Annotated in this window: 8 protein-coding genes; all 8 read left to right on the plus strand. The window is 72.2% G+C overall.

Annotation, left to right across the window (positions count from 1 at the left end; translation table 11 throughout):
- Nucleotide 1 precedes the first annotated feature (1 nt).
- The 8 genes from ACG83_RS25715 to ACG83_RS25750 all read left to right on the plus strand — a co-directional run bounded on the left by ACG83_RS25715 (nucleotide 2) and on the right by ACG83_RS25750 (nucleotide 15,375).
- Nucleotides 2-2,767: a DUF6049 family protein gene (locus ACG83_RS25715; protein ID WP_369812921.1), complete on the plus strand. Its 2,766-nt coding sequence runs from the start codon at nucleotides 2-4 to the stop codon at nucleotides 2,765-2,767.
- Nucleotides 2,767-6,366 carry a murein biosynthesis integral membrane protein MurJ gene (gene murJ, locus ACG83_RS42870; protein WP_083473610.1) on the plus strand — a complete coding sequence of 1,200 codons (3,600 nt, stop codon included), beginning with the start codon at nucleotides 2,767-2,769 and terminating at the stop codon, nucleotides 6,364-6,366. Before ACG83_RS25715 ends, murJ begins: the two co-directional genes overlap by 1 nt.
- An 863-nt stretch (nucleotides 6,367-7,229) precedes the next feature.
- Entirely contained in the window at nucleotides 7,230-9,416 is a 2,187-nt protein-coding gene (locus ACG83_RS25725) for a protein kinase family protein (RefSeq protein WP_054568827.1), read from the plus strand.
- 30 nt (nucleotides 9,417-9,446) lie between these two features.
- Nucleotides 9,447-10,271 (plus strand): RNA polymerase sigma factor SigM, encoded by an 825-nt coding sequence (gene sigM / locus ACG83_RS25730; protein WP_054568828.1) that lies wholly within the window; start codon nucleotides 9,447-9,449, stop codon nucleotides 10,269-10,271.
- Nucleotides 10,272-10,280: 9 nt separating this feature from the next.
- Nucleotides 10,281-11,696 (plus strand): hypothetical protein, encoded by a 1,416-nt coding sequence (locus ACG83_RS25735; protein WP_054568829.1) that lies wholly within the window; start codon nucleotides 10,281-10,283, stop codon nucleotides 11,694-11,696.
- Between the two features lie 274 nt (nucleotides 11,697-11,970).
- Complete coding sequence (gene trxB, locus ACG83_RS25740; protein WP_054568830.1) at nucleotides 11,971-13,011, plus strand: thioredoxin-disulfide reductase; 1,041 nt, start codon at nucleotides 11,971-11,973, stop codon at nucleotides 13,009-13,011.
- Between the two features lie 234 nt (nucleotides 13,012-13,245).
- The gene (gene trxA, locus ACG83_RS25745; protein ID WP_054568831.1) at nucleotides 13,246-13,572 is read left to right on the plus strand and encodes a thioredoxin; all 327 of its coding nucleotides are present in this window, start codon (nucleotides 13,246-13,248) and stop codon (nucleotides 13,570-13,572) included.
- A 534-nt stretch (nucleotides 13,573-14,106) separates the two neighbouring features.
- Nucleotides 14,107-15,375, plus strand: a complete 1,269-nt coding sequence (locus ACG83_RS25750; protein WP_054568832.1) for an N-acetylmuramoyl-L-alanine amidase — start codon at nucleotides 14,107-14,109, stop codon at nucleotides 15,373-15,375.
- Nucleotides 15,376-15,469 lie beyond the last annotated feature (94 nt).

Below are 15,469 nucleotides of genomic sequence, written 5' to 3' on the forward strand. Positions count from 1 at the left end.
CGTGCGGTTCCCGACGCGGCTCGCCGCCGGTGTGGTGGCAGCTCTCAGCCTGGCCGTGGGGGTCACCGGCGGGCAACCGGCGAGCGCTACCACACGCTCGGTGGCGGGATCGTCGCTGGACAACGCCGCGACCACAGCTTCATCCACAGTTTCCACAGGGCTGTCCACAGAGTTGTCCACAGGATCGGCCTCATCTGTGGGTATCGCGGCTGGAACGACCGCAACAATCCAGCCGGTCACCAGGACATCTCCGGACACAAGCGGCACTTCGGGCAGCTCTGGTGGCGCGTCCAGTTCCGCCGGCACGAACCAGGCCGTCCAGCTCACCGTCACCGAGGTCACCCCGCCCGGCAACGGCTCGACCGTGCTACGGATCTCCGGCTCGGTAGTCACCCAGGGCGGCGCTTCGATCACGGGGCTCGGCGTCCGGGTCGACCTCGGCGCCGCCCTGACCTCCCGCAGCCAGCTACAGAAGGTGGCCGCCGGCGGTGCGGGAGCCTCTCCCAGCTCCTCGGCGGCCGCCAGTGCCACGGTCGATCCGACCGGCGGGTTCACCGCCGATGTCCCGGTAGCCGAGCTGATACCGGCCAGCGGTCTGGAGGTGCGCCCGGTTCAGGTCCGCGTCGTCGGCCGGGTCAACGGAGGCGCCCTGGACAGCAGGCTGGCGACGCTGACGACCTTCGTGGTCCTGTCCGCTCCCCGGGTGGCGCAGTCGCAGCGGACGCCGGTGCTGACCGTGGTACCGCTGGCGAGCAAGCCGCGGCTGCGCTCCGACGGCCTGCTCACCGACAACACGCTGGCCCAGGACGTCGCGGAGGGCGGCCGGCTCCGGGAGCTGCTGAAGGGAGTGATCCAGTCCCACACAACGGCCGTCGCACTCGGCGTCGACCCCACCCTGGTGCAGGCCCTGACTCGGATGAGTACGCGGTACTCCTACGCGACACCGTCCGGGGAGCCGACGACCACCGAGAGCACTGACGCGATCGCGTACCTGGAAATGATCAGGGATTACGCGCGCCGGGGCGGCACCGTCTTCGCGCTGCCGTACGGGGACACCGACCTGCCCGCGCTCGTCCACGCCGACCAGCTCGACGCGCTGAAGTACTCGGTCAACACCGGCCAGCAGGTGATCGCCGAGCTCCTGGAGAAGCCGGTACTGGCCCAGGAGGGGAGCTGGACCGCCTTCCCCGCGGACGGGCTCGCCGACGCCGGCACCGTGAACGCGCTGAGCGCCAACGGCTACGGCACAGTGATCGTCGACGACCAGCTCCTCCCCGCCGCCAGGGGCCTGACGTACACACCGTCGGCAGCCACCACGATGGCGACCGCGACCGGCCAGGTCCGCCTGCTGGCCGCCGACCACGTGCTGGCCGGCCTCGTCGCCGACCCCGACGGCATCGTTGACGGCAGCCAGAACGATCCCGCCCTCGCCCGCTTCCAGGCGGAGCTCGCGATGATCACGGATCAGGCGCCGGACCGGCGGCGCCTCGTCGTGCTCGCGCTCCCCCGGTACGCAGCCGTCTCCGCCAGCTGGCTTCGGGTCATTCTCGACACCGTCACGACGAGCACCTATTCGACCGGGATCAGTCTGGGCGACGCGACCGCCGACGCCAGGCTGGACGCCACCCGGCAGCGGTCCGCGCTGACCTACGGCGAGGCGGCGCAGGCGAAGGAGCTGCCGGCCGAGTACGTCAACCGGGTCGAGGAGATCCGGGGCAAGGCCTACGTCCTCGGGTCCGTCTTCTGCCAGCCGGACGCGACCCCGGCCCTGGCGACCGAGACCTGTCTGAGGACCAGGCGCGATCCCGTGATCAATACTTTGATCACGGGATTGTCGGCGGCCTGGCGCACGGACAGCGCGGGCGGAACCTCGCTCGTCCAGCAGGCCGACGGCGCCGTGCAGGAGAAGCAGTCCAGCATCCGGGTCGTCGGATCACAGATGGTCAACCTCACCAGCAGCCGCGGCCGGGTACCCGTCACCCTGGAGAACAGCTCCGACTGGGACGCGACCGTGGTCGTGAAGCTGTCGTCCAGCGACCGCGGCCGGCTCATCTCCGCCACCAAGATCACCCGCGTGCTCAAGGCTGGCCAGAAGGACCAGATCGAGATCGAGGTCGACGCGGAGAGCGCCGGCACCTTCCCGGTCGACATCCGGCTGGAGACCGTCGACGGCCAGGCCATCGGCCCGGAGGCGTCCGCGCGGGTGCTGGTCCATTCGACCGTCTACGGGGCCATCGCCATCGGCATCACGGTCGGGGCGGTCGGCGTGCTCTTCGCCGCCGTGCTGATCCGCCTCGTCCGCCGGCTCCGGGCCCGTTCGCGTTCCCAGGGCGCGCCCCCCGACGACCTCCCGGGCGGACCGGGACCGGGGCAGGCTGACTCCGCTGGCCCGCCCGCACCGGCACCCCAGGTGGCAGAACGGGCGACCCTCCCGCTCAGGAAGTACCCCTCCGCCGGTGCGGGCGGGGCCCCTTATCCAGCTCCGCCCCCGCCGCCGGACTGGTTCCCGCATCACGCCGGGGGACCGCACCACCCCAGTGATCCGCACCATGCCGGTGACCCGCGCCATGCGCACGACCCACGCCATGCCGGCGGCCTGGACCACGCTGGCGGCCTGGACCATGGTCGCGACCCGGGCCGCGCCCGCGACCCGCACCATGCCGGCGGCCCGGATCTCGGCCGCGCCGGGCCGTGGAGCTTCGGCCGCCCGGCGGCACCGGCAGGGTCGACAGCCCAGCCCCAGCCCCAGCACCCGGATGGCCGGTGATGGGACCGTACGACGGTCATGGCCGGCGGCCTTCCGACGATCATCATGATGATCGGCCCTACCGCCCCGCGGCCGACGATCCGTATGTGGTCGAGCGGTACACCGGCCACGGAGACGACCAGTACGTGAACGCACCCGAGCCGGGCACGGAAGCACCACCGTTTCCCGATGCCCGCGAGCGCCCGGACAGCTACCGTCCGAACGTGGCCCGACCCGCCGGAGACTCCGCAGCGCACTGGGACGACCCCGCCCAGCACCGGGGCCGCGCGACCCAGCCCCCGTATGAGCAGCAGCGCGACGGGTGGGGGCCATCCGACGGTCACCTGCCGCCGACTACCCGGTCACGGTCTTCCCAGGACCACCATGGCACGTACGGGCAGGGCGGTTACGAGTCGGCGGCACCCTACGACCCGCCCCGGCACAGCGACCAGCACGGCTACGACGTCCCGCAGGACTACCGCGATCAGCAGGACTACGACGACCCGCGTCGGCGCAGCAACCAGCATGGGCACGGCGCTGGCGACGGCTACGGCGATCAGCGCCGAATCAGCGACCAGCGTGGCCACAGTGACCAGCGGCGGCTCCGCGACCAGCGCGGCTACGGCCCAGGCGCACCAGGTTACGACGACGATGCCGGGTACGGCCGGCCGGTACCCGATCAGAACGCCGGCCACGCCGGCCACCCAGGCCGCGCGGGCTACATCAACCGCGCCGAATACGACGCATACGAACGGAGCCGTCGCGGCGACCAGGCACGCCCGTCGACCGACCCCGGCCAGGCCCGGTATCCGGACGGATCATCGCCTACCAGCCGGGTGCCGTCCGGCTCCGCCTATCCGGGCGGTCCACCGACCCCACCGGCGCCGGCACGGCCACCATCACCGGTAGCCGGCCACCACAACACCGGAAACCCGTACGACAGCGGAGCCGGCCGTATCACCCCGTACCCGGGCATGTCGCCTAAGTCTTACCAGGTGGACGACGAGCGGATCAGCGGGTACCCCGCCGACCCGCGGGGGCCTGTCGAGCGGGGTGAGCAGACCCGCAGGCTCCCGAGCGCCCCGCCCGTCCCGCCCCCGTCCGAAGGGGGGCCCGCGACGCGGGCGGCGCGTGCCCGCACACCGGCCCCAGGCACCGCCCCCCGCGGCCACCCGGTGCACCACGGCGAGCCGACACACCACGGCGAGCCCTCACACCACAGCGGGCCGATGCGGCACGGCGAGCCCGCGTACCTCAGTGAGCCGACGCGGCACACCGGGCCGCCCCGGAACCGCCCGCCCGCGCAGCCGCCCGTCCAGCCGTTCGAGGACCTCGACGAGCCGCCCTACGAGCCGATCCAGGACGCGGCCTACGAGGAGCCCTTCGAGGACGTCCACGAGGGTCCCTACGAAGAGGCCTACGAGGACGCCTACGACGATCGCACCGCTCGGCTGCCACCGCCGAGCGCGGCGCCGCCCAAAGCCAGGACCCCGCGGCCGGCGGCACCGGCCCGGAAAGGCCCGCCGCGGCAGCCACCGGCCCCGGCCGGCCGGCGGACGACGTCCACGCAGACCGGCCGGGGCACCAGCACCGGCACCGGTAGCCGCAAGAAGGCGCCGGCGAAGAGCGCCGGCCTGGGCCGGGCCAGCGGCATCATGGCGATCGGCACCATCGCCTCGCGGGCCACCGGCTTCCTGCGCACCGTCGCGATCTCGGCGGCGATCGGCGTCGGTGTGGTGAGCAACGCGTACACCACCGCGAACACGACCCCGAACGTCCTCTACGACCTGCTGCTCGGCGGCATCCTCACCAGCGCCGTCGTCCCGGTGCTGGTCCGTGCCTCGAAGGAGGATCCGGACGGCGGGGACGGCTTCGCGTCGTCCCTGGTCACCCTGACGGTGCTCGGCCTCGGCGCCGCCGTGGTGCTCGGGATGATCCTCGCGCCCGAGATCATCGGCATCTACATGCACGGCAACGATCCCGCCAAGAAGGCACTGGCGACGGACCTGCTGCGCTGGTTCATGCCCCAGGTGCTCTTCTACGGGGTCGGCGCGGTGCTCGGGGCGATCCTCAACACCAGGCAGTCCTTCGCCGCGCCCATGTTCGCGCCGGTGCTGAACAACCTGGTGGTCATCGCGACCTGTGTGGCGTTCTTCCTCGTCCCGGGCGACCGCCCGCCGACGGTGGACGGGATCACCGGCGCCCAGACCTTCGTCCTGGCCGGCGGAACCACCCTCGGCGTGATCATCATGACCGTCGCGCTGCTCCCGACCGTGCGTGCCGTCGGCTTCCGCTACCGGCCCCGCCTCGACCTGCGCCACCCGGGGCTGCGGTCGGCCTACCAGCTAGCGGGCTGGACGCTGCTCTACGTCCTGGTCAGCCAGCTCGGCTTCGCGGTGATCACCAACCTGACGAACGACAAGCACAGCGAAGTCACCACGATCTACCAGAACGCCTACCAGCTCTTCCAGCTCCCCTACGCGATCATCGGCGTCTCGGTGGTCACCGCGCTGCTCCCCCGGATGAGCAACCACGCGGCCGCCGGCAAGACCGCGCTCGTCCGCGAGGACCTGTCGACCGCGACCCGGATGACGGTCACCGCGATCGTTCCGTCCGCCCTGTTCCTGCTGGCGCTGGGCCGCCCGATCGCCGTGACGATCTTCAACCACGGCGCGGTCGACGTCGCCGGCGCGGTGCGGATCGGCGACTCCCTGAGCGCCTTCGCCATCGCGCTCGTGCCCTTCGCCCTGTTCCAGGTGCAGCTGCGGGCCTTCTACGCCTACCGGGACAGCCGCACCCCCGCGCTGGTCAACATCGGCGTGGTCGCGACGAACATCGTCGCCGCCCTCGTGCTGTCCCACCTGGCGGCGCCGGAGCATCGCGCGGTCGTGCTGCCGCTCGGCTTCGCGCTCGCCTACATGAGCGGCCTGGTCGCGACGACCGTCCTGCTGCGGCGCAAGCTCGGCGGCATCGACGGCAACCGCGTCGCCCGGGTGACGACCCGGGTGAGCGTGACCGCCGGCATCGGCGCCGTGCTGGCCAGCGTCATCGCGGACGTCGTCCGCGACGTGCTCGGGCACGGCTGGCTCGGATCGGGGATCGCGGTCGTCATCGGGCTCGTCGTCGGCGGTCTCGCCTTCGTCGTGATCTCGGTGCGCAGCGGGCTCTACGAGATGACGGCACTGATGCGGATGGTCGGCGGCAAGCTCGGCGCGGGCCGGCGCGGACCGGCCCGCCAGAGCGAGGCGTCCCCGGGCAGCTCGGGCAAGGGCGGCGCGGGCAAGGGCGGGACGTCCTCGGGCGCACGTCCCGCGGCCAGCCGGTCGTCGGGGCCGCCCAGGGTCCCGGCGGATCAGGATCGCGCCCGTGAACCGCGGGAGCGGCGGGAACCGCGCGAACCGCGCGAACAGCGCGAACAGCGCGAACAGCGCGGACGTGATGCCGGCGGGCGCGACCCCGGCGGGCGAGGTCCCGGCGGTAGCCGCAGCGGTGGCGGACGTGGCCGCGGCAGCGGCGCTGACAACAGCGGACGCGGTGGACGCGGCAGCGGCGAACGTGGATCGCGGGGTTCGTCCGGAGGCCGCGGCGGACCCCCCGACCCGCGGCGTCGCCCCCGCTGAGCTCGAATCCCGCGCTGGTCGGGTGCTGGTCGGGTGCTGGTCGGGTGCCCGCTGCCGCGGACCGGCCGGGCATGTCCCGCGCGAGTCGGCAGCGGTCGCACGAGCGGGGCAGCGGCGGTGGAGACTCGAAGACTGAAGGATTCTGGTCGTCCCGGCGACCACGATCGTTCGGTCTTGCTCAAAAGCAACGGAAGGTGGCCGGCTCCGCTCGCGCGGCCGCGAACGACACACCGACAGGCCGCCTTCGCCCCGACGGACGAATCAGGACCAGCCAGACCGATCCGTCCGATACGCCCGATACGTCTGGCCAGTGTGAGCGTGGCGGCGACCTCGACCAGGTGGGTCCGGAGAAGCAGCCACGTGGCCGCCGCCCCCTTCCGCGACCTCCGATGATGACAACCCCGCCCGCGAAACAACTAAAGGTAGTTCTCGCGTGACTATCTGTCGAAAATTTGCCGGCCGCCAGCGAGGATCAGACACCAAGAGAAGCCAACCGGAAACGCCAGAAGCCTCGCCCGTTACGAGTGGAGGGCCTGTTCTCGACCCGGTCACACCGGTCCCGGTTTCCGTGGCCGTTACCTGGGCGGACGCAGTCACTCGGTGCGTCAACCTGGCTTGTCTGGAGACATCCGCAAGATGTCAGGGCTGGCCTCGTACACTGAACACGCTGTGCGCGGGCCCCGCCCAACGTCGCCGGTGAACCAGGCGCAGCACCCAGGCTTGGGGCACCTTGGGCGCCCTACGTCTGACAAGGCGACGGAGGGTGCCCGGGTGTTCGTTCGCAGTGGTGGAACGCTGGGCGGATCCTCTGCCCGGTTCGGGTGGGGTGACCCACCGGCGGGTATGCGGACGACGGAGGCACTGTGGTCGACGGAAGCAACCGACCGCAGGGCGCGGACGTCGATAACAACGTGACCAACGATGCGCCGGCGCACCTGCCCGCCAGCACCGCCGTCCTCGCCGAATCCGTTCTCGACCGGCGTTACCGGCTGCTCGCGCCGCTGAACACCCGCGGCCCGGTCACACTTTGGCGGGGCGACGACAACGTTCTCGCCCGGCCGGTGGCGGTGCGCATCGTCGAACACCCGGACGGCTCCGGCGATCCCGGGTCCGAGGCCGACCAGGCTGCCCTCGAGGAGGTCGCCGAGTCGTTGCTGAAGGCCGCGATCAGCTCGGGCCGGCTGGTTCATCCCGGTGCCGCGTCCACCTATGACGCGACGACGACCACCACCGGGTCGACCCGCATCTCCTACGTCGTCTCGGAGTGGGTGGAAGGGCGCACGCTGCGCCAGCTCGCCGCCGAGGGCCCGCCGCGCCCCGAGCAGGCGGGGGCCATCGTGCTCGCCGCCGCCCGGGTCCTCGCCGCGGCGCACGAGCGCGGGATCCACCACGGCGGGCTCAACCCGGGCGATGTCATCGTCTCCGGCCACGGCACCGTGAAGGTCGTCGATCTTGAGATCGGCGGGATCCTGGCCGGGCTGGACGGTTCGGCCACCGGCGCCGAGCCGACCGTCGGCGCCGGCACGGACTCGGGTGCGGGTGCGGACGGCGACGCGGGCTCGAGCTCGGAGGCGAACGGCGGCGACGGGGCGGGTGCCGGCGCCGCCGGCGACCTGGCGGACGTCCGTGCCCTCGGCGCGCTGCTCTACGCGGGCCTGACCGGCGCGTGGCCGCTGCTCGGCGAGCACGCGCTGCCGGCGGCCCCGACGGCCAACGGTCGGCTGCGGACGCCCAGGCAGGTCAACGCCGCGGTCCCCCGCGACCTCGACGCGATCGCGCTGGCGACCCTCGGCGACGAGCGGGCCGGCGCACCCATCACCACCGCCGCCGAGCTGGTCGCCGAGCTGGAGGCGGTCAGCCCCGTCGATCAGGTGCTCGACACCGGTCTGATGAGCCTCGGCGACGAGGGCCCGGCCAGCACCGAGGCGATGCCGGTGGACGGCTACGGCCCGGCCACCGGCGACTTCCAGGACCGGGGCGGCTACGGCGGCTACGACAGCGGCCCGAACAGCTACGGCAACCGAGATGGCTACGGCGGCCGGGGCGACTATGACGGTCGCGGCGGCTACGACAACCGGGGTGATTACGACAACCGTGGCGGTTACGGCAGCCGGGGTGACTACGACAACCGTGGCGGCTACCCCGGCCCGGGCGGCGGCGGTTACGGCGGTGCGGGCAGTGCTGCTGGTGCTACGGGCAGCGGCTACGACCGCCGGGGCTACGACCAGACCGCCTACATGGGCCGCGGCGGCTACGACCAGACCGCCTACGAGGAGCGCGGGTACGGCGCAGGTGGGGGCGCGGGCGGGGGCGGTTACGACCGCGGCGACGAGCGCGAGCGTGGCTACGACGGCTATCCGGCGCAGCGTGGTCCGTCCGAGACTCGGCGGCACCCGGACGACAACCGGATCCCGCCGCCCGACGGGGTCCGCGGCGGCTCGACCGCCCGGCGCGTCCTGCCCTGGCTGGCGCTCGCCGTGGTCGTCGTCCTCGTCGCCATCGTCGCCGTGATCGCACTGCAGAACAAGGACGACCAAACTCCGGGGACGGACCCCGGCACCAGCCCGTCGTCGACGACGATGCTCTCGACGGGACAGAAGATCGATATCGCGGGCGTCACCGCCTTCGACCCTCCGCCGGGTGACGGCGAGGAGAACAACGACTCGGTCTCGAAGGCGGCCGACGGGAACACGTCGACGGAGTGGACCACCAGTGGCTACGCGCCGCCTCGGCAGTTCGGTGGGTTGAAGGAAGGTGTCGGTCTTCGGTTCACCTTCAACGAGCCCGTCGCACCCAGCGAGGTGGCGGTCACCATTGGCTCCCTGGCTCCAGTCTCGTTCGAGCTGCGGGCTGGCGACACCGAGGCCAACGACATCAACACCTATCCGCTCGTCGGCGTGGCGCAGCAGGGCAAGTCCGGCAAGGTTTCGATCACGATGCCGTCCGACCAACAGAAGCACAAGTACTGGGTGGTCTGGCTGACTGAGCTGCCCGCGGGTGCGGACGGGAAGCTCAAGGGCTCGATCGCCGAGGTCGAGTTCAAGCGCTGATCGGGTCGCGGCGGCGGGGCTGGGGAGACGGTGAACCCGTCTGCAGCGGGGCGGGCGGAGTCCCCGCCTGACAGCCGACACGGCACGCGCGGGAACGGGGCCGGGGCCGCAGCGGCGGCGGCGGCCCCGAACGCTGGTGTGGCGGCGGACGCCGACGCGCTTCGTCGGCATGTGGCCGGTGATCCGGAGGCGTTCGGCGAACTGTTCCGCGCGCACGCGGACCGGCTGTGGGCGGTCGCGTTCAACCTGCTGAGCGACGCGGAGGAGGCGGCGGACGCCGTCCAGGAGGCGATGCTCTCGGCGCACCGCCGGGCCGCCGACTTCCGCGGCGAGGCGGCCGTCGGGACGTGGCTGCACCGCATCGTCACCAACGCGGCCCTGGACCGCCTGCGCCGCCGGGCGGCGCGCCCGACCGTGCCTCTTCCGTCGTCTCCCGACGGTCTTCCCCGCGAGCCGGTGGACGTCCGCGACGCGATCACCGACCACGACACCCGGATGGACATCCAGACCGCGCTCGGCATGCTTCCCGTCACACTGCGCGCCCCGGTCGTGCTGGTGGACGTCGAGGGCCGACCGGTCGCCGAGGTTGCCCAGCTCCTGGATATACCGGTCGGAACGGTCAAAAGCCGCTGCGCGCGGGCCCGGGCCCAACTCGCCGTTCATCTCGGACATCTCGCCCCCGAAAGGGCACCCCAGCCCCCTGGCGGGAACCAGCCGGCGTCCCCTTCCGTCTCAGATGTGGGACGGCGTGACGCGCCGGACGGATCCAAAGGCCAGGCCGCAGGCTCAGGGGCGGGCGACAACACGAACCCGACCGCCCGCAGGGCCGGTCGACTGACTCGCCGGAGGAGGTGATCGACGGTGATGACGGACGAGCACGGCACCCAGGACTCTGATCCGGGCTGGCACCTCACGGGCCCCGGCGATTCCGATGATTCCGGTTGTTCCGAACTCGCTGACGGTGCTGGCGGTATCGGTACCGGCGGGCCGGGCCAGGCCGGCCAGGGGCGAGCCTGGCGGCGGGACGCCCATCCCGACATCGAGGTGCTCGACGCCTACCTCGACACCCATCCTGATCCACCGGGCCCCGGCGCATCCCCGGGCGTGACCGCGAGCCGGGTTGACCGCCATCTCCGTTCCTGCCTCGCCTGCCAGGACACGCTGAGCGCGCTGCGCCGGGTCCGGGCCGAGCTCGCCCGGCTGGCCAGCATGACGATGCCGGACGACGTCGCCGAGCGGATCCAGGCGGCCCTCGCCGCCCGCTCCGGCGCCTCGGCCGCCGGCGGCAGGCCCGCGGGCCGTCCGCTCGGCACCGACCCCGCTGACGGCCTCGACGACGCCGCTGACGTCCCGGCAGCCGACATCACGCCCGCGGGTATCCGGCGGATGAGCCTCGTGGACGGGGCCTCAGGCTCCCGGCCCGGATCCGGACCCCGGCCCCGGTCCGGATCCCGGCAGCACGATGCCGGTGGGCGCCGCGGCCGGCCAGCGGGGAACCGCAGCAGCGGTGCTCGGGACTGGATCTCCATCGCGGCCGCGTGCGTCGCGCTGGTCGCCTTCGGCGCCGCGGTTCTCGCGGTGCGCGGGCTCACCTCCGGAACCAGCGCGGAGACCACGGCTGACGCCGCCGTCGCCGCTGCCAACCCGGCGGAGGCGGGCACCTTCGGCGCAGCTGCCCAACCGCAGCGCGAGGCACTGCCCACAGCCGCCTCGTCCGCGGCGAACGAGGCGGCTGCCGCCGGTGGAACGTCGGCTGCCGGCAGTGGCTGGGTGCTCGTCGCCGACACCGACAAGGTCCTGCGCCCCGCCGGCGTCGTCGCCCACGGCCAGCAGCTGCTCGCGGGCCAGCTCGCGATGACACGGCTTGCCTGGTCCGCCCTGGGCAGCCGCTCCGGCGCGACGGAGGCCGCGGCGCCCACATCCGCCGCCACCAACGGGGCCGCGACCGCCGCTTCCTCTCCTCCATCCGCCGGCGCCGGCGCCGCCTCCGCCGACCAGGCCGCCGGTGCCGACCAGGTGTTGGCGACGACGCCTGAGTCGCTGGCCCGGGTTTACGACACCCCGCAGCTACGGATGTGCTACGAAACCCTCTCCGCGCAGACCGGCGGTTCCGTCATCGCGCTCGACCGGGTGCGTTTCGACGACCAGCAGGCGATCATGCTCGTGCTCTCGGTCGCCGGGCAGCCGACCACCGCCCACCTCGTCGTCATCGACGCGCACTGCGGATCCGTCCCGATTCCGGGTGCCGTCTGGTACAGCGTGAACGCGAGCCGTGGCTAGCGGGTCGAGCGCCGCCGAACAGCCCGGACGCCCGGCAGGCGGGTGAGCCGCCAACCATCCAGCCGGCCCGGCGTGCCGACGTCACATGTAGGTGGCGGGCCACTGTGATCCACTGCTGGAATCAGCGACAGGCGCGCGCGGTTATGCGGGCAGACGTCAGTACCTGAAGGATCTGAAGAACCGCAGTATCGAAGAACCGAAGAGAAGTCGAACCAAACCAGGCGAGGCGAGGGACGTCGGCGGCAGGCCGTCGACGATCATGAAGGGAGCGGGTGTGGCAGCCCAGGGCAAGGACCAGGCGGTCCCGACCGCCGGGACCGAACGTTCCGGGGAGCGGGTCCTGGACGTCGTCATCATCGGATCCGGCCCGGCCGGGTACACGGCGGCGATCTACACCGCCAGGGCGAACCTGCGGCCGGTGGTGTTCGAGGGTGCGGTCACCTCCGGTGGCGCGCTGATGACCACGACCGAGGTCGAGAACTTCCCCGGTTTCCCCGAGGGCATCCAGGGACCGGAGCTCATGGGCAACCTGCGCGCCCAGGCGGAGCGTTTCGGCGCAGAGCTCATCCCCGACGATGTCACCGAGGTCGACCTGGCCGCCAACCCGAAGGTGGTCAAGGTCGGTGAGGAGACCTACCTCACCCGGTCCGTCATCGTCGCCACCGGCTCGGCCTACAAGAAGCTCGGGATCGAGCACGAGGACCGGCTGCTCGGCCGCGGTGTGTCCGCCTGCGCGACCTGTGACGGCTTCTTCTTCCGGGACCACGACATCGTGGTCGTCGGCGGCGGCGACTCCGCGATGGAGGAGGCGACGTTCCTCACCCGGTTCGCGAAGTCGGTGACGATCGTGCATCGGCGCGACAAGCTGCGCGCGAGCGTGATCATGCAGGAGCGCGCCTTCGCCGACCCGAAGATCAGGTTCCGGTGGAACTCGGAGGTCGCGGAGGTCCTCGGCGACGACAAGCTGACGGGCGTCCGGCTGCGCGACACGGTCACCGGCGAGACCGACGAGATTCCCGTGACGGGCCTGTTCGTGGCGATCGGCCACACGCCCCGGACAGAGCTGGTCGCCGACCAGCTCGAGCTCGACAAGGAGGGTTACGTCAAGGTGGCCCACCCGACCACGGCGACCAACATCCCCGGCGTGTTCGCCTGTGGCGACGTGGTCGACCACACCTACCGCCAGGCGATCACGGCCGCCGGTACCGGCTGCTCGGCGGCACTGGACGCCGAGCGCTACATCGCCGGCAGTGAGGGCGTCGCCGACCCGACCGCCGTCGCGGCGCGGGTGCCGGATCCCGCGCTGGCGAGCTGAACCGCGCTGACCACCCGGCCTGCGCTGGTCGCTCGGCCCGGGCTGGTCGCTCGGAAGGGCGGGCCATCCGGGCGGCGGAGTACCCCATCCGCCCGGTTTGGCCAGACAATTGGCTGGCCGACGGGGGAGGAGCGCCACCCCCGTCGAGCAGCAGGCGGGCCGCCAGCTACCGGCGGCCGCCACACCCAGGCAGCTAGAGACAGCGAAGACCAGGAACGACCCGAGGAGAACCCCATGGCAGGTGCAACCGGTGTGGTGACGGACGACACGTTCGCCACCGAGGTACTGAAGAGCGACAAGCCGGTGCTGGTCGACTTCTGGGCCGAGTGGTGCGGCCCGTGCAAGATGGTCGCCCCGGTGCTCGAGGAGATCGCCAAGGAGCACGGCGAGAAGCTGCGGATCGTCAAGCTCAACATCGACGAGAACCCGCAGGTCGCCCGCGAGTACCAGATCATGTCGATTCCGACCATGGCAGTGTTCGTCAACGGCGAGGTCGACCGGACCATCGTCGGGGCGAAGCCGAAGGCGGCGCTGCTGCGCGATCTGGCGGCCTACGTCTGAGCGGTGCCTCGCCGCGCCGCTTCGCCGCGGGCATGACGGTTCCGCGGAGCCGTTGATCCCGCGTCAGCAGCAACACCGGCACGCACCGGCCGCACCAACAGCAACGGCCCGTTCCCTGTGGAGCGGGCCGTTGCTGTTGCGGCAGGTTCCGCGACCACCGGTGACATCCTCGGCACTCCTGGTGGACGCAGCCCGCCACTGGAGGTGGCCCGGACCGGCAAGTGCCCTCCACGGGGCTGTACGGGCCGTGGACATGATCGATTGATGGATGCAGCCCGGTACCTGGGCCCGGCCCGTTACCCTCGCTCACGGCCGGTGACAGGCAACCGTCACACCGCGCGGACGTCGTCACGTGGGCCGGCGAATCCGTCGCGGGCCGGCGAAAGCCGTCGCGGAGCGGGAAAACCGGACGTTGGGGATCGCAGCCCTCGCGGACCAGCGGCGATGCCCTAATCTGATGGCGGGATTCGGCGGCCGAACCGGTTCGACGCTGGTTGACGGTTCGATGAACGCACATTCGAAAGGTGCTCATTCGTGAAGCTGCTGCGCCTTGGTGACCGTGATCCCTCCGTAGCCGAGGCACGGGCAGCTTTCATCCACCTCGGTTTCCTGCCGGTCGCACCACGCCAGGCCGCCGTGGCGGACAACGCGCCTGTCACCGCGACCGGGCCGGCCACCGCTACCACCGCCGGGGCCGCCGAGCCTGCGGAGCCTGGCGGGCAGACCGGGGCCACCGAGGCGGAGCGGTCGGCCGCGGCGACCGAGCCGGCTGTGACGGCTGATCTGTTCGACCGCGAGCTCGACAACGCGGTCCGGGCCTTTCAGCAGAGCCGGGGGCTCTCCGTCGACGGGATCATCGGCCCCGACACGTTCCGGGCCATCGAGGAGGCTCGGCGCCGCCTGGGTGACCGGCTCCTCTACTTCAGCGTGACGCACCCCTTCGTCGGCGACGACGTCACCGCGTTGCAGGAGCGACTGTCGAACATGGGCTTCGACGTCGGCCGTGCCGACGGAATCTTCGGCGCCCGCACCGACGTCGCCGTCCGCGACTTCCAGCGCAACCGTGGGCTCGACCCGGACGGCCTGTGCGGCCCGCGGACGCTTCGTGAGCTCAAGCGGCTGGAGCGCACCGTCACCGGCGGCCGCCCGGACGTCCTGCGTGAGTCGGTGCGTCTGCTGGCCCGTGGTCCGTCCCTGCTCGGCATGGTCGTCGCGATCGACCCCGGCCATGGCGGCGACGACCCCGGTGTGACGAGCGGTCCGCTGTGCGAGCGCGATCTGATGGCGGATCTGGCGTCCCGGCTGGAGGCGCGCCTGCTCGCCTCCGGACTCGAGGCGCATCTGGTCCACGGCCCGCACGAGTCTCCGTCCGAGGCGGAGCGCGCCGCGCGCGCGAACGAGATCGGCGCCGACCTCCTCGTCTCGCTACACGTCGATGCGAGCGGCTCGAGCCAGGCGCAGGGCGTCTCGACCTACTACTACGGGCATGCACGCGGGTCGTCGGCCGTCGGTGAGCGCTTCGCCCTGCTGGTCCAGCGAGAGATCATCTCGCGGACCGACATGGTCGACTGCCGGGCCCACCCCAAGACCTGGGAGCTGCTGCGCCGTACCCGCATGCCCGCGGTGCAGATCGATCTCGGCTATCTCACCAACGCCCACGACGTGGCCGCCCTGGCGTCCACCGAGTTCCGGGCCGCGGTGGCGGAGGCGCTGCTCGCCGCCACGCAGCGGCTGTTCCTCCCGCCGGAGCAGGACCCGCCGACGGGCCAGCTGCGGGTGCCACGCATCGCAGCTCGAACCTGACCGACGGGCCGAACCTGGCCGACAGGCCGGAACGCGCCGCGGCCGGGTGAGCGGCGGACCGAAGATCTGAGGATTGTCGTCGTCCTGCCGACCA

This window comes from Frankia sp. R43 (assembly GCF_001306465.1).
GTDB classification, from domain to species: Bacteria; Actinomycetota; Actinomycetes; order Frankiales; family Frankiaceae; genus Parafrankia; species Parafrankia irregularis.